General features: G+C 71.8%; 2 protein-coding genes (1 of these 2 cut by a window edge). Both read left to right on the forward strand.

Translation table 11 applies throughout. The annotated features are described in order from the left end of the window. A protein-coding gene (locus tag CCR87_RS13990) for a putative Ig domain-containing protein (protein WP_207186649.1) crosses the window boundary here: on the forward strand, nucleotides 1-17,551 show its 3' portion. It extends 19,844 nt beyond the left edge of the window; 17,551 of the gene's 37,395 nt are visible here — the last part of the coding sequence; its start codon lies beyond the left edge, outside the window; it ends in the stop codon at nucleotides 17,549-17,551. Beyond that, nucleotides 17,529-17,894: a hypothetical protein gene (locus CCR87_RS13995; RefSeq protein WP_201158156.1), complete on the forward strand. Its 366-nt coding sequence runs from the start codon at nucleotides 17,529-17,531 to the stop codon at nucleotides 17,892-17,894. Before CCR87_RS13990 ends, CCR87_RS13995 begins: the two co-directional genes overlap by 23 nt. Nucleotides 17,895-17,913 lie beyond the last annotated feature (19 nt).

Below are 17,913 nucleotides of genomic sequence, written 5' to 3' on the forward strand. Positions count from 1 at the left end.
CATCCGCATCGGCGACATCTCGATCCGGGTGCCGCAGGGGCGGTGGTTCCACGAGGAGGAGGTGGATTTCACCGACACGCTGGGCTTCGTGGTGCGGGTGTCGGCCGGGGTCGACCTGTTCCAGGACCCGGCCGCGGTGCGCTGGGTGGTGCAGGCCATCGACCCGCTGACCGGCGAGGAGCTGCGCTCGACCACGCGGGGGCTGTTGCCGCCGAATGCAGGCGGACAGAACGGCGCGGGCTTCGTCAGCTACACGGTGCGGCCGCGCACCGACCTGCCCACCGGCACGCAGATCAGCAGTTCCGCCCGGGTGCTGTTCGACACGCTGTTGCCCGAGGACACGCTGGAGCTGGTCCAGATGGTCGACGGCGCGGCGCCGCAGACCACGCTGACGGTGATCCGCATCGCCGGCACCGACAGCCATGAACTGCGCTGGAACGCGCAGGACGACGCCGGCGGGTCGGGCGTGCGCCATGTCACGCTGTATGTGGCCGAGGACGGCGGCGATTTCCGCATCTGGGAGCGGCGCATCGCCGATGCCGGCGGCACCCGGATCTTCGAGGGGCAGGCGGGCAGGAGCTATGAGTTCCTCGCCATCGCCACGGATGTGTCGGGCAATGTGGAGCGGCCGCGCGACGGCTCGGCGGTGGCGGCCGACGGCCAGCCGGTGAACCTTGGCGCCCCGGCGACGGTGGAGGCCTCGACCCCGCCCAACTTCGGCCAGCCGCCGGCGCCGGTGGACACCCCCTCGCCCAACCTGCTGTTCGATCTGGCCGAGGCGCGGGTGCCCGCGGCCGACCCGCTCAGCCGCCCGTCGGAATTCGCCAGCGTGCTGAGCCCCTTCACCGGGTCGGCCTTTGCCACCGGGATCGAGGGCTCGCAGGGGGGCATCGGCCCCATGGCCATCGTCGAGCTGGCCGACGGGCGCATCCTCGTCTCCGGCGGGGCGAACCGCGGGCAGATCCACGTCTTCGGTCCGGAGGGCGGCGAGGCCAGCCGCGACACGCTGCTGGTCGAGCATGAGGTGCCGATCTTTCACATGCTGCGGGATGGCGAGGGCCGGTTGTGGGCCACCACCGGCGGCGGCGCGCTGCTGGAGATCGACCCCGACACCGGGGCGATCCTGGCCCGGCACGGAGAGGGCATCACCCTGGGCCTCGCGTGGGAGGAGGCGACGGGGCTTCTCTATCTGGGCAGCAATTCGGGCATCCGCACCTTCGACCCCGTCACCGGGGCCTTCGTGCAGTGGAGCCGGGACGAGAACCTGCGGGTCGGCAGCCTCGCCTTCGACGCCTACGGCGATCTGTGGGCGGTGACCTGGCCCGACCGCACGCAGGTCGTGCGCTTCACCGACCGGCAGCGCGCCGAGGCGATGTTCACCTTCGACGCGCTGGTGGACAGCCTCGCCTTTGGCCAGGCCGGCACGGTGCTGGAGGATCTCCTTTTCGTGTCGGCGAACACCGGGGCGGTGGGGCGCACGGGCGCGTTTGCCGAAGGCTCGGCGCTGACGATGGTGGATCTGGCCACGCTGCGGCGCATCGACATCGCCCTCGGCGGCAGCCGGGGCGACGTGGTGTTCGCCACCGCCGACGGGCGCGTGCTGCTGAGCCAGTCGGGCCAGGTCGATCTGATCGCGCCGGCCTATGCGCCCAGCGTCCGCGCCACCAACCCGCCGGCGGATGCGGTGGTGCCGCTGCCGCTGCCGGTGCTGACGGTGCAGTTCGACCAGGACATGTTCTTCGGCAGTCCCGGCAGCGCCGCCTCGGTGCTGAACCCCGCCAATTATGTGCTCGAAGGGGCGGCGGTCGGGGTCGTGACGCCGACGCAGCTGGCCTATGACGTCGAAACGCGGACCGTGCTGGTCAAGCTCCCGGGCCTCCTGCCCGACGACTACAGCCTGACGGTGAAGCGGTCGGTGACGTCGAACAACGGCCTGCGCATGGCCGAGGATCACGTCGTCGGGTTCCGCGGCATCAGCGACCTGTCGACGGTGCTCGACATCACCTTCACCGGCACGCGCTTCGACCGTGCCACCGGGACGATCCGCTACGAGGTGACGGTCACCAACCTGTCTGATGCGGCGGTCGTCCTGCCGGCGATGATGACCATCGGCGCCGCGGCGGGGTTCGCCGGGTTGCCGCAGGACGCGATGCAGGACGACGAGGGGCTGTGGCTGATCGACCTGTCGGGCGCGCTGCCCGCCGACGGGCGGCTGGCGCCGGGGGCGGCCACCACCGGCCAGACCGTCGCCATCGTCACGCCCGACCGGCAGCGGCTGGTCTACACCACCGGCGTGGTGGGCACGCAATCGGCCAACCGCGCGCCGGTGTTCGTCTCGACCCCGCCGGATGTGGCCGCCATCGGCGAGGACCTGGCCTTTGCCGTCGCGGCCGAGGACCCCGACGGCGGCGTGGTGCTCTATCACCTGCTCAGCGGCCCCGCGGGCATGGTGCTCGACCCCGCGACGGGCGAGGGGCACTGGACCCCGCCCGAGGGGGTGCGCGACGCCGTGCCGGTGGTGGTGCAGGCCTTCGACCCGCGCGGCGCGGTGTCGGTGCAGAGCTTCGTGCTGCAGGTGGAGGGCGGCAACCGCGCGCCCGTCTTCGTGGGCCTGCCCAGCGAGGTCTCGGTGCGCGAGGGCGGGCTGGTGGAGCTGCAGGTGGTGGCCACCGACCCGGATGGCGACGATCTGTCGATGTGGATCGACGGCCTGCCCGGCGGGGCCGCCTGGGACCCGTCCGCGCGGCTGCTGACCTGGCGGCCCGACCATGACCAGGCCGGCAGCTACACCGTCACCGTGCGGATGAGCGACGGCACCCGCACCGTGGCCTCCGACATCCTCATCCGTGTCGCCGAGGCGACGCGCCCGGCAAGCCTGAGCGTCCCCGCCAGCGTGACGATCCGCGAGGGGGAGCGCATCCGGCTCGACCTGCTGGCCGAGGCCGAGCCGGGCGCGCCGCTGAGCTTCGGTGCGTTCAACAACTCGCTGCCCTGGGGGGCCAGGCTGAACGCCGCCACCGGCACCTTCGACTGGACGCCGACCCACATCCAGGCGGGCACCTACGAGATCCTGTTCGGCGTGTCGGACGGGGCGGGGGTGGCCCTGGCCCGCACCGTGATCGAGGTGCTGCCGGACAACGGCGCGCCGGTGTTCGACGATTTCTCCGGCCTGAGGGTCCATGAGGGGCAGGAGATGTCGCTCCGGGTCTTTGCCTTCGACCCGGACAACCCCTTCTACGTCCCGCCCGCGCGTCTCGCCGACGGCAGCCTGATCGAGGCCGAGGAGGCGCCGCGCACCGTCGCGGTGGAGGTGGTGGGCGACCTGCCGCCGGGGGCGACGTTCGACACCGAGGCTTGGCTGCTGAGCTGGACGCCCGGGGCCAGCGCCGCAGGCACCTACGAGATCCGCTTCCGCGCCACCGACGACGGCGGCCCCACCGGCACGCCCATCGCCGTCGAGGACACCGTGGTGATCGAGGTGCTGCCGTTCAACCTCGCGCCGGTGCTGGCGCCGGTGGACACGATCACCCTGGCCCGCGGCGATGTGCGCGAGGTGCCGGTGTCGGCCTTCGATCCTGACGGCGACCCGCTGACGCTGATCCTGCGCAACGAGAGCCCGGGCATGCCGCTGCCGGATTTCGTGGGCTTCACCGACAACGGCGACGGCACCGGGTTGATCCGGCTGGCGCCCGGGGTCGGCGACCGGGGGGCGCATGCGCTGATCCTGATCGCCCATGACGACGGCGGCAGCCAGGGCACGGTGCGCGGCGATGCCTATACCTTCGTGATCGAGGTGGAGGCCGACAACGAGCCGCCGCAGTGGCGCCATCAGGGCGATGTGGTCGCGGTGGCAGGCCAGCCGCTGGTGCTCGAACTGCGCGCGTCGGACCTGGATCAGGACGCGCTGGGCTTCGGCCTGGACGGTCTGCCGGTCGGTGCGGTGCTGACCGCCGATCCGCTGGTCTATGGCCGGGCGCAGCTGGTCTGGACGCCCACCGCCGCCGAGATCGGCAGCTACACCGCCACCGTCCGCGCCACCGATACCGGCGCCGGCGGGCTGACGGCGCCGGCCACCACCGAACTGGCCTTCGGGCTGACGGTGCGCGCGTCGAACGCGGCGCCAGTGCTCGATCCCATCGGCACGCTGCAGGCCACCATCGAGGAGACGCTGGTCCATGACTTCGGCGCCGTCGATCCCGACGGCGATGCGCTGACATTTGCCGCCGGCGATCTGCCGCCGGGGGCGCGCTTCGACCGGGCGACGGGGCGGTTCGAATGGACGCCGACGGCGGTGCAGGCCGGGGCCTTCACCTTCACCGTGGCGGTCAGCGACGGCGCGGCAACCAGCAGCGAGAGCGTGGTGATCGAGGTCGCCAGCGTGAACCGCGCGCCGGTCTTCGTGCCGATGTTCACCCAGCTGGGCCGCGAGCGGCAGGAGATCGCCTTCACCGTCTTCGCCGACGATCCCGACGGCGATCCGGTGTCGCTGTCGGTGGTGTCGGGCATGCCCGAGGGGGGCGGATTCTCGCCCAGCCGGGGGGAGTTCGTGTGGACCCCCGGGTTCGGGCAGTCGGGCGCGCATGTCATCCGCTTCGCCGCGCAGGACCCGCATGGCGCGGTGAGCTTCCTCGACGTCACCGTGTCGGTGGCCAAGGTCAACCGCGCGCCGGTGCTGAGCGCCTCGGACCGCGGCTTCCTGATCGGCGAGGCGCGCAGCTTCACGCTGGAGGCCGGCGATCCCGACGGCGATGCGATCACCTTCAGCGTGCTGGACCTGCCCGAGGGGGCGGTGCTGGATGCCGCCACGGGGGTGGTGCGCTGGACCCCCGGCCCGGGGCAGGCCGGGGATTACTACGTCACCTTCATCGCCTCGGACGGGACGGCGACGGGGCGCCAGACGATCCTGATGCGCGCCACGCTGGAGCCGGTGGCGCCGAGCGTGCGGCTGGAACTCACGCCCAGCTTCCCGGCCCGACCGGGGCAGGAGGTGCTGGTGCAGGTGGTGGCCGACAGCCTGGCCGACATCGCCGGGGTGCGGGTCTTTGCCGATGGGCAGGAACTGGCGCTGGACGGCTTCAACCGGGCGCGGATCACCCCCGCGGCGCCGGGCCGGATCATGCTGCGCGCGGTTGCCACCGACGCCGACGGGCTGGTGGGCGAGACGGAGTTGCCGCTGAAGGTGCGCGATCCCGCCGACCGGCTGGCACCTGTGCTGGGCCTCGACGCGGGGCCGCTGGCCGGGCAGCTGTCGGGGGTGGTGGCGGTGTCGGGGCTGGTGGCCGATGCCAACCTCGATTTCTGGCGGCTGGAGCTGCGCGATGTCACCGGCAACCGGCTGCTGGCGGTTCTGGGCGAGGGCGAGGGGACGCTGAACGGCGCTCTGGGCGATCTGGACACGCGCGCGCTCCTCAACGGGTTTTACCAGCTGCGGCTGGTGGCGCGCGACATGGGCGGGCGCGAGACCCGCACCGACACCCGCATCGAGGTCAACGGCGCCGACAAGGCGGCCCGCCATGTGGAGGTCCGCACCGACCTGTCGCTCACCCTGGGCGGCGTGCCCTTCGACCTGACCCGGCGGCACGACAGCCTGACGCCCGCGGCCGCCGATTTCGGCAGCTTCTCGGCCGGGTTTGACGCGCAGCTGGCGCTGGGCGTGGCGCGCTTCGATGCCAGCCGCGGCATCTGGCCGGCCATGGCGGTGGGCGAGCGGCTCTACATGACCGCCGCCGACGGCACGCGGCTGGGTTTCACCTTCGCGCCCGAGCCGGAGACGGTGGCCGGGCAGACATTCTTCCGCCCCGCCTGGGTGGCCGACCAGGATGGCTGGACGCTGCAGACGGGCGAGGCGCTGCTGCGGCTGTCGGCCGGGCGGTTCCACGTCGTCTCGGACGGCACGCCGTTCAACGTCACCGATCCCTTCCTTGGGGGCGAGGCGCCCTTCGTTCTGACGGCCCCCGACGGCACCGCGCATGTCCATGGCGCCGACGGCCGCCTGCGCGAGATCCGCAGCGCCGATGGTCGGCTCTTTGTGGGCGCGAGCGGCATAACCGCCGAGGGCGGCGCGGTGCTGAGCTTCCAGCGCGACAGCGCCGGGCGGATCACCCGCGCCACCGCGCCGGACGGCACCACGGTCCTCTATATCTATGACGCCGAGGGGCGGCTTGCCATCGTGCGCCAGCTGCAGGACGGCTCGGGCACGCGCCACGGCTACGATGCCCAGGGCCGCCTGAGCCTGTCGGTGGATGTGGGCGGGGCCGGGACCGCGGTGGGCTATGGCGGCGGGGCGGTCTCGGTGCGGCCGGTGGTGGAGGATCTGGGCGGCATCACCGCCTTCACCGGCCGCGCCATCGACATCCCGGCCGACAGCGGGCCGCGCAGCCTTGCGCTGACGCTGCGCGACAGCGAGGTGCGCGCCGCGGCCGGCGGGCGGCTGATGCTGCGGGTGGCGCTGGACGATGCCGGGGCCGTGCCGGTGCTGGAGGGCGCGGCGCTGGTGTCGCTGCAGCAGACCGGCGGGCAGGCGGTGGCGATCTTTGCCGTCACCCGGCCCGGGCTCTATCGGCTGGACCTGCCGGCGGGGGATGCGGCGACGATGACCGTCGGCCTCGCGGGGGATCTGAACGGGGACGGGCGGGTCGACGGCCTCGACAGCGCGCTGCTGTCGGCCGGCGGGCCGGGTGCCGACATCACCGGCGACGGGGCGGTGGACGCGACCGACCGGCAGCTGCTGAATGTCAACCATGGGGTGGTGCAGAACGCCCCGCCACAGGCGGTGGCGGCGCTGCCCGACCTGCTGACCCATGTGGACCGGGCGGTGCGCATCCCGCTGACCGACATCGCGGTCGATCCCGACGGCGACCGGATGTTCTTCCGCATCCTGGGGGCGGAGAATGTGACGGCGCGGCTGACCTCGGACGGGCAGTCGGTGGAGATCCGGCCCGACGCGGGCTTTGCCGGCGCGGGCGCGGTCACGCTGATGGCCGATGACGGGTATGCGGCCAGCGATCCCATCGCGCTCGACATCACGGTGTCGGATGCGCCGCTCCTGTCGGTGGACCTGACCTATCGCGCCTATCATTTCGACGCCGCCGGGATGTTCGCCGGGGTGGAGGTCATCGGCCAGTACGCCGATCTGGCCGATGTGGTGCTGCCGTTCGATTACGTCACCGTCGGCACGCTGGACCCGACGGTCGCGCGGCTGACCCCGCAGGGGCTGTTGCAGGCGACCGGCGACGGCGCCACGGCGCTGATCGCCCGGCGCGACGGGCTGGCGGATGCGACCGTGGTCCGCGTCGGGCTGCCGGTGGGGGCGGATGCGCTGACCTCCTACATCTCGGGGATCGAGGGCTATCCGGGCAGCGTGACACTGGCCACCGGCGGCGACACCCGGCAGATCGTCACCCTGCTGGGCGGCAACAAGTTCGAGCGTCTGGAGGAGGGGGTGATCTTCGTCGCCGGGGACGACGGCGTCATCTCCGTGGACGATGCGGGGCTGATCCGCTCGGTGGGCGCGGGCACCAGCCGCGTCACCGTCATCTACAGCCACGGCGAGGATGTGATCGACGTCACCGTGGCCGCGCCGATCGAGGCGACATCGGCCGCGATGGGGGCCGAAGGCGGCGCGCTGCGGGCCCCCGACGGGACCATGGTCTCGCTTGGCGCCGGGCAGCTGAGCGGGGATGCGACGGTCGGCATCGTCGCGCTGGACGAGGCGGAGCTGGCGATCCCCGTGCCGCCCGATTTCGAGTTCGTGGCCGGGGCCGCCCTGCAGATCGACGGTGCCGACCTGACCGGTCCGGTGCAGCTCGCAGCCCCCGTGAACGGCAGCGCCGCGCCCGGCGAGACGGTCTATTTCTTCGTCGAGATCGACTATACCGAGCTGACGGACGGCGAGTTCGGCAAGGTCTGGACCATCATCGACACCGGCACGGTGGGCGCCGACGGCATCGCCCGCACCGAATCGCCCCCGTTCCCCGGCCTGACCACCCGCGGCAACGTGCTGGTGGCCCGTTCCGCGATGCCCATGAACTTCATGAGCGTCTATGCCTCGCCGCTGGCGGCAACGGCGATGATGATGCTGCCGGCCATGGCCATCGCCGGGGCCGCGGGCGGGCTTCTGGGGCTGACGGTGGCGTTTGGCACGGTGATGACCGGCATCGCCATGGTGGTCAACGACCGCGTCCAGGAGATGAAGGCCTGGCAGACCTATCGCGACGGCACCACCCTGAACGAGACGCAGATCCTCACGCCCACCGGCGCCGCCGGGCGCTACAACGTCCGGGTGAACCTGCCTGACGTGCCGCCCGGCCCGACCGTCGGCTCCGCCCCGCAGATCTCGGCCGAGGCGACCACCGATGGCGCCGGCGTCACCACGCTGGAGATCTCGGGGCTGAACATGGTGACGCCGGCGGGTGCGGCCGGCGCGGTCGCCGGCGCCACCCTGGCGGAGACCCGCGTGGTGTTCGAGATGGGCAGCTTCCGCCGGATCGTGCCCGGCAGCGCCTTCATCGACCCGCAGGAGCCCGACGCCGACGGCCGGGCGAGCTTCAGGGTGGAGATCCCCACCGACATCCTCGCCGCGCGGGCCGACATCTATTTCGAGCGGCCGAACCCGGGCGCGGTGCCGGCCGGCACCTCGCCGCTCGCCTGGCCCGAGGGGGCGTCGGTGCTGCGCTCCAACCCGATCCGGGTCAGCAACGACCGCGGCTATGGCGCCGTTGGCGGCCGGCTGGGCGATCAGGCCTCGCTGCAGATCCTCGATCTGATCGGGCTGGGGCTGGGCAGCCCCGACGAAACCGCCGACATGATCCTGAACCTGCCGCTGAGCGCGGGCGGCGCGGCGATCCGCGGCGTGCCCGAGGCCGTGCTGATCGCCCCCGACATGTCGGCGGCCTATGTCGCCACCGAGGCCGGAATCGCGGTCGTGGACATGATGACCCTGCGGCAGTTCAACCCGCGCATGGACGGCGGCCCGCCCGATGTCATCCGCATCCCCGGCGGGCGGGTACAGGCGCTGGCGATCAGCCCGGACGGGAACTTCCTGTTCGCCGCCGGCACCGGCACGCTGCACAAGATCGACCTGCGGCCGGGGTCCTCGACCTATCTGCAATCGGTGCTGGGGGGTGTCACCATCGACAGCCCGGCCGCGATGAACGGGCGCATCACCTCGATCGCGGTGTCGGCCGACGGGCGCAAGCTGTTCGCCACGGTGCCCCATTCGCAGCCCTTCGGGATCAACTCCTGGGCCCGCGGCGACCGCACCCAGGGCAAGATCGTCGTCGTCAACGTCGATCCCGGCGACCGTCCCGGCGGCGCCGCGCCCAGCGGCACCTACATGCAGATCATCGGCGAGCGGGACGCGGGCCGCGAGCCCTTCCAGATCGTCGCGACCAGCGACCCCGACCGGCTGGCCTTCGTCTCTCGCGGGGATCTCTATGGCGGGTTCCGCACCATCGAGGTCACCAACCGCGACCCCGGGGCCTTTGCCTGGACCATCCGCACCCCGGTGGAGGGGGCGCCGCGGGACGGCGGCGGCACCCGCGCGCCGCTGCAGCTCAACCATGAGATCATCGGCGTGCGGTATGTGCCGATCCCGGTGCCGCTGCCCTTCATCGGCACCATCTGGCTGGAGAGCTACGCGCCCCTCACCGGGCAGCGCTATGACCTCGACATCCGCAACGCCTCCGGTCTGGCGATCGCGCCCGACCTGTCGCATGCCTTCGTCGCCGACTGGGGGCTGTCGCGCTATCTGACGATGGACGCGCGTATGGCCTACGAGATCGAGCTGCGCCACAACGAAGGCTCCAACATCGGCTACATCGTCAACCCCTTCGGGCTGGGGGCCGAGGACTGGAGCACCGACACATCGGTCAGCTATGGCCCGGCGCGGCTGGAATCGGCCTCCAGCCCGATCCCGATGCAGTTCCTGCAGCACATCGCGCTGACCCCCGACGGATCGCAGCTTTTTGCGCTGTTCCGCGGGGCGGGGTCGGTGGCGGCCTATGACGTGCAGGCCTGGATCGAGGAATCGCGGTCGCGGCTGGGCGAGACCTGGCGCCGGGCGCCGATGAACGCGCGCCTGCCCATCGACCTGCACCCGACGCAGACGAACGAATTCCGCCAGCCCGAGATCATGCGCAGCATCCTCGGCACGCCGTCCGACGTGTCCTGGTCGAGCCGCGGCCTGTCGGTGCAGAATGCGCCGGGGATCGAGCTTCTGGCCCCGCTCGGGCTGCGGACGGTGCATTCGGACGCGCCCGAGACACTGGATTTCGAGGTGCGCATCGATCCCGACGCGGTGGGCGGCGGCACCTTCCGGCTCAACCTCTTCGTGAGCACCCAGCGCGAGGGCGAGGGCCTCTTCCCCGGCGATCCGCCGCGGCCGCGGTCGAGCTGGTTCGGTGGGTCCACCGCCGATCTGGACGACACGCATCCGACGCGGATCTTCACCTCGCTGACCCTGCCGCTGACGCGCGGCTTTGCGTTCGAATCCGGGTATCACTACACCGTCGCCCTGAACGGATCGGTCAGCCGCGCACGGCTGTCGGCCGATGACCTGCCCGCCGGGACGGCGGACCCGTCGCATTTCGTGCGCGTCACCCTGCCGCCGGAACTGCGCCAGCTTCTGACCGGCGGGCAGCGCTATTACTGGGGGGTGGAGGTGCAGGCGGGCGAGCGCAGGATCTACCGCTCGACCTCGTTTGCCGTGGACATCGACCGCCGCCACAGCGAGCATTTCACAACCGTGCACATGCTCACGCACGGCTTCCAGTTCGACCCCTTCCCGGATCTGGCCAACGCGGCGCTGAACGAGGACACGCTGGCGCAGTGGCTGGAGCTCGGCCGGCTGATCAACACCGCCTCGGGGGGCGGCAAGGTGCTGGTCTACAACCGCAATACCGGGTTGTGGCACGAATTCGACCCGACCCGGGGGCGCGGCCGGCAGATCAGCGCCACCCCGGTGGACGCCGGTGCGCTGGCCGATGGCCAGGCGCTGACGCTGATCTCGGACTGGTATCGGGAGAGCGACATCTCCGACACCGGCTATTCCGAGGCCGCGGCCGATGCGATTTTCGCGTCGCTGGTCCATCTGGACCGCCAGACCGGCGGGCGGGTGTTCGCCAGCCCGATGCATTTCGTCGGCCACAGCCGTGGCACGGTGGTCAATTCGGAGATGATCCAGCGCCTGGGGTGGTATTTCCCCGACCAGGACATGGTCATCCAGATGACCACGCTGGACCCGCATGATTTCAGCCAGGATTCGCTGAACTTCAGCCCGTCGGAGCTCATCGAGCCGTGGATCGACCGCGCCCGCATCGCCGCACTGGCGGTCTCGGTGGTCTATCCGCCGGCGTTCAAGGTCGTCACGACCCTGACCAAGATCAAGAATGCGGTGGACCGGCTGGTGCAGCTGGCGGGCTTTGCCGGGATCCAGCTCAAGCCCATGCCGTATGGCGATTTCTCCGACCCCGGCGTGCATGTCTGGAGCAACGTCGTCTTTGCCGACAACTACTACCAGACCACGGCCGAGGCGACCGGGCGCAGCGTCACCTTCACCCCCGACGGTGCGGCCCTGCCGTCCGGGGGGGATGGCACGCCGATGCCGGATACGGTCTTCAGCCCGCAGATCGAATGGAACTTCACCGCCTCCGGGGTGCCGGGTTTCCTGGAGGACGACCGCGTCGGCGGGCCGCACAGCCGCATCACCAACTGGTATTTCGGCACCGTCGACGTCAATTCCCGCACCGTCGCCGGCGAGGGCGTGTGGCGCACCGCCAGCGACGAGGGCTTCCGCGTCGGCTCCTCGCCCGAGATGGGCTTCGTGCAGAACATCGGCAACGTGTTCCGGGAGACCTGGACCGACCAGCCCTGGTATGGTGCCAATCCGGTGGCTCTGGGCAACGGACGGTATGCCCAGTTCGTCGGCCCCAGTTATTTCGCCAACATCACCGGGCCGAATGTCGTGAACGAGGCGATCGGCACCGGCTTCTACTTCTCCGCCGTGGGCGGGGGGCTGCCGCTCAGGCCCGCCTCCGGGGGCGGGGTCCCGGTGAGCTTCGACAACACCAAGGTCGGCTACATCGAGAACCTGGTGCGCGCAGGCCCGGCCGTGCCCACCGTCTTCAACGGCGATTTCGGGCATGGCACCCGGCACGCCCTGTCGGAATACGTCCGCTGGCTGGTGGGGGGGCTGATCGGCGGCGAACTCGACGACCTGCCGCCCGAACAGGGCCGCTTTCCGATGGACTACAGCCTGCCGGGCTGGTCCATGCACACCGGGATCAGCGGCCTCGATATCCCCAGCACGTCCTTCTCGATCGACATCCTGCAGGAGCTGCTGCCGTCCTTCTTCGAGGGCGGGTTCGACGTCACCGGGCTGTTCCTCGTCAACACCAACCTCGCGCGGGAGCTGTCGGAGGTCCTCAACTTCTTCATCGACAAGGCGCTGCAGCCGGTGTTCGAGAGCCTCGGCGACAAGCTGTCCCGGCTGAGCCTGATCGAGCTGCTCAACGACATCGACGAGCTGCGCGACGCGATCAGCGAGACGGTGATGGAGGAGCAGGGCCTGAGCTTCGGCACGCCCGACGCCGAGGGCCGGCGCAAGGTGCTGGACGGCGAGGGCAACGAAATCGGCACCGACGCCGAGTTCTTCGGGTCCATCGACAAGTTCGTCGACGGGGTGTGGGAGAAAAGCCTCTCGGGCGCCGTCGGCCTTGCGCCGCAGTCGATCCAGGACGCGCTGGAATTCCTCGGCGATGTCATCGAGGCAACGCGCGACGACCTCGCCGACATCGCGGACCCGCCGTCGAAGTCGGTCATCGACGTGCTGAAGATGCCGCAGGGCACCGACACCGAGAAGGAGGCCAAGAAGGAGGCCATCGGCGAGTGGGTCACATGGTTCCGCGAGCAGAGCCTCAACCTCGCCGGTCGGATCATCCAGCAGCTCACGGGCGTGGACATCAACGCGGTGATGGCAGGCGTCACGGCGACCAATTTCAGCCTGCTGATGGGCGGCACCCAGGCGATCGTGGAGATGGTGCGCGGGATGCTGCCCGATGCGGAGCTGCGCTTCGACGGGCAGCGGATGTCGCTCGCCGACATCGTGGCCGAGGGCATCAGCCGGGTCGGGCAGCTCGACCGCGTGACCCACAACCGGCTCTTCGTGCCGGCGGACATGGAGTATCTGGAACTCAGCGCGCTGTTGCCCTTCGCCTTCGGCAACAGGCTGGAGCTGGAGGTCACCTTCCACAGCATCGACGGCGTGACCCACCGCGACACGGTGGCGATCGAGCCGAAGATGTTCACCCGCCAGACCCTCCGCTTCGATCTGCCCGCCGAGGTGCGCGGCAACATCATGTCGGTGTCGCTGCAGGTGAAGGGGTTGCAGACCCCCGGCCCCGACGAGGCGTTCCTGGCGGAGTTCGAGGCGGATGCGCTGTTGCGCACTGTCACCCGGACCCTTGCGCCGGGGGTCCATGATGCCGCGGCGGCCCTGGGGCAGGGGCTGTCGGCGGGGCTGTCCACGCTGGTGCTGATCGACGACATCAAGCTGACCCGGCACAATCCCCAGAGCATCGCCACCACCGGCGCCGGCGCCGAGGCGATCACGCTGGAGGAGGCGCGCGCGATCGCCGAGGCGGCGGTGGGCATCTGGGCCGACACCGGCCTGCTGCCCGGTGCCGGGCGGCTGGATGCGGTGCAGATCGTGCTGGGTGAGCTGCGCGAGGGCGTGCTGGCGGAATACTGGGACGGCGTCATCACCATCGACCCCACCGCGCAGGGGCATGGCTGGTTCGTCGATGCCACCCCGACCCTGGCGGAGGAGTTCGCGGCCACCGGCGTGCCGCATGTGCTGCGCGCGGGTCCCGACGGGCCGGCGGCGGGGCGGGTCGATCTGCTGAGCGTGCTCATGCACGAGCTGGGCAACGCAGCCGGGCTCAGCGACGTGCCGGGCATGGGCGATCCGGGGCAGCTGATGAACGCGGTGATCGGCACCGACATGCGGCGGCTGCCGTCGGCCTGGGATGTGCAGGTGTTCCCCGAAGCCGACCCCGACCCCGCGCCCGATCCGGGTGCGGGCCTGCTCGGCCCCGCGCCGGCGCCGGTCGGGGTGGTCCCGGCGGCCCATGGCGCGGGCCTGGCCGGGGGCGGGCTGTCGCTCTTCTCGTCCGAGCCGGGCGCGCCGTTCGGCAACGGCGATTTCGCGGTGCCGCTGGGCGCGGCGGATGCCCGCTGGCAGACGGTGGGCCGCGTGCAGCAGGGCGACGGGTCCGTCCGCATCGTCGAGGATGCGGCGCGGATTTCCGGGCTGTTCCAGACCTTCGCGCTGCCGGCCGAGGCGACGGGGCTGACCTTCGCCCTGCGCGACATCGATCTGAACACGGTGGCGGGCTTCCCGCCCGACGCCTTCGAGGTGGCCCTGTTCGGGCGCGACGACTTCGCCTCGCTGCTGGGGCCGGTCGCCACGCTGCCGGGCACCGATGCGATCCTCAACATCCAGCCGGACGGCACGATCCACGCCGCCGAGGGGGTGGAGGTGATCCGCGACGGCGCCGATCTGGTGGTGCGGGTGGATCTGCGCGGCCTCGCCCTGCGGCCCGAGGCGGTCACGCTGGCCTTCGACCTGATCGGCTTCGGCCGGATCGACAGCGCCGTAGCGGTCGAGGCCGTGCGCCTGCTGGGGCTGGAGGTGAACCGCCCGCCGGTCGCGGGCGATGCCGTGCTGGTGCTGGACGAGGGCACATCGGCCGTGGTCGATCTGGGCGCCCTCGTCTCCGATCCCGACGGCGATCCGCTGACGGTGCGCATCCTCACCCCGCCGGGGTCGGGCCTGTTGGAGCCGCTGGGCGGCGGGCTGTTCCGCTTCACCCCGGCCGCGGATTTCGTGGGCGATCTGAGCGCGCGCTTCATCGCCGATGACGGCGCGCTGCAGAGCGATCCGGCGACGCTGTCGATCACCGTGGCCATGGTGAACCGGCCGCCGGTGCTGGCGCCGGTGGCGGACCTCCGGATCCTGCCTGGCACCGGGTTGGAGATCGCGCTGCAGGCCAGCGACCGCGAGGGCGACGCGCTGACCTTCGCGCTGGTCTCCGGGCCCGAGGGGGCGTCGGTCGATCCCGCCACGGGCGTGGTGACATGGCCGGGGCGGACGGATCACGGGGTTGTGGCCTTCACCGTTTCCGTCAGCGATGCGGAGTTCACGGTGGAGCGGTCCTTTGCCGTGCGGGTGCTGGCCGCGCCGGTGCTGGCGCCGCTGGACCCGCTGGCGGTGAAGGTGGACACAAGCCGCGCGGTGCCCATCGCCGCCACCGACCCGGATGCGCCCGACGGCGACCTCACCTTCGCTCTGGATGCGCCGCCATGGGTAACGCTGGAGCGTGACGCCGGTGCCGGCACCGGCCGGCTGGTGATCGACGCCACCGGGCAGGCGGGCTTTGCAGGCACCATCACGCTGACGGTGACCGACGCCGACGGGCTCGGCGCCAGCCAGAGCGTGGCGCTGGCGGTGCTGGACGCAGAGCCGCCGCTCCTCGATCCGCTGGATGCGGTGGTGCTGCGCCCGGGCGAGGTGCTGGCCCTGACCGCGACCGCCACCGATCCCGATGGCGACGATGCCGCGCTGCGCTTTGCGCTGGTCGGGCCGCGGCCGGACTGGCTGGCCATCGATGCCGGGACGGGCGCGATCACCGGTGATCCGGCCGGGGCCTCGGGCCGTTTCGCGGTGACGGTGCAGGTCACCGACGCACAGGGGCTGACCGCCAGCCGCAGCCTCGTGCTGCGGGTGCTGGCCGCGCCGGTGCTCGCGCCGCTGGGCGATGTGGTGATGACCGTGGGCACGGCGCTGTCCGTCCCCTTCGCCGCGACCGACGTCGACACCGATGCGGGCGATCTGGTCTTCGCCCTCGACGGGCCGGGCTGGCTGGTGCTGGAGCGTGACGCGGGGCAGGGCACGGGCCGTATCCTCGGCACGGCCGAGCCTCCGGCGACGACGGCACCGGTGAGCCTGACCGTCACCGACCCCGACGGGCTGAGCGCCACGGTGACCTTTTCCCTCGTGGTGCTGGAGCGTGACCGGCTGCGGCCCGTGCTGAGCCTGCCCGATCCGGTGCGGCTGCGCCCGGGCGAGGCGCTGGCGCTGCGGGCGACCGCAACAGACCCCGATGGCGACGACGACGCGCTGGTGTTTGCCGCCGCGACCCCGCATCCGTGGATCGTGGTGGCGCCGGACGGGGCGATCACCGGCACGCCGCCGGGCGATATGTTCGGGCCGGTCGACCTCGATGTGCTGGTGACCGATGCCGATGGCCTGACGGCGGTCGCGACCCTCTCGGTCACGGTCCTTGCCGCGCCGGTGCTGAGCCTGCCGGACGGGCCGATCCTGATCGCCGGCGCGCCGCTGGACCTTCAGGTCACGGCGCGCGACCCCGACGGCGCGGATGGGGCGCTGCGATTCACGTTGCTGGACGGCCATGGCTGGGCCGAGATCGACCCCGTCACCGGTCGCATCACCGGCGACAGCACCCGGGCCGCGGGGGCCTATAGCCTGATCGTGGGGGTGATCGACCCCGACGATCTGTCCGACAGCGGCAGCGTCCTCGTGACCGTGCGCACCCCGCCCGTGTTCGACAGCATCCGCGACCTGCTGATCCTTCAGGGCACGCCGATCCGCGTCCTGCCCGGGGTCAGCGACCCCGACGGGCCCGCCGACGCCCTGCGGTTCGAGCTGCTGGAGGGGCCGGACTGGATCCGCGTCGATGCGCGCACCGGCGCCATCACCGGCGACAGCGCGAGGGCGCTGGGCAGCAGCCGTGTGACGCTGCGGGTCATGGACGAGACCGGGTTGAGCGACGAGATCTCCTTCGCGATCACCGTGCAAGCGCCCGCGGCCCCGACGCCCCCCGCGCCGGAGGTGCAGCGGCCCCCCGCGCCCGCGGCGACAGGCAGAACGGATCGGCGGTGGGGCGGGCGACGCGATGCTGGCGCGGCTGCCGATGATCTTCGAAAGCCGCGGCGGCGTGCGCGAGATCGTCATCGACATCAGCTGGCGGACGGCGGCATTGGACCTGCTGGGCGTGGAGCCGATGTCGCGGGTGCCCGAGGACACGATCCTGACCGCCGACCGCACCGAGGCCGGCGACCGGACCGTCCTGCGGCTGAGCCTGCGCACCCAGACCGGGCTGCCCTCCGGGGTGCTGGAGCTTCTGACGCTGGCGGTGCGCTCGGAGCTGCTGGCCGCCGGCGGGCTGGCCGAGGCCGGGTTGCAGATCAAGGTGATCGCCATCAACGGCGCCGATGTCTGCGCGCCGCTGCCGGGTGGTCGGGCGCTGCTTGTGGATCCCGCAACGCCGCCGGTGCCGATGCGGCTGGCCGAGGCGGGCCGGGATGCCGCCTCCGCGCCGGACGCGACGATCGATCTCAGCCTCGATCTGTTTGGCGCAGAGGTCCGCCACCCCGGGGCGATCTATCCCGACCTGCTGCCCGGCGGTGCGCTGGCCTTGCGCGTCAGCGGCGTCACGGCGGCGGGCAGCATGGTGCTGCGCTTCGCCTATGATGCGGCGGCGCTGGAGCTTGCGGGCGCGGCGCCGGGGGTGTCGGGGGCCGAGGCGCGGCTCATCCACCTGTCGGAGGGGGTGGCGGAGCTGCATCTCTCGGGGGTCGAGGGTGTGGCGCAGGGGGCGATGGTGCTTGCCAGCCTCGCGCTGTTGCGGCGCGTGACCCGCACCGGGGCCGTGGCCCGGCGCGGCGGGCTGCTGCGGCTGACCGCCGTCAGCGTCGACGGGGTCGATCTGGCCCTGACCGAGGCGGACGCGCACTGGACACAGGCGCCGGCGCCTGCGTATCCTTGCCCCGGGGCGATGCGCTGGACCACCCTGCCGGATGTGGCGGCGGAGTGATCGGGGCGCCCACATGGAT

Origin of the sequence: Rhodobaculum claviforme, assembly GCF_016653255.1 — a bacterium.
Lineage (GTDB): Bacteria > Pseudomonadota > Alphaproteobacteria > Rhodobacterales > Rhodobacteraceae > Rhodobaculum > Rhodobaculum claviforme.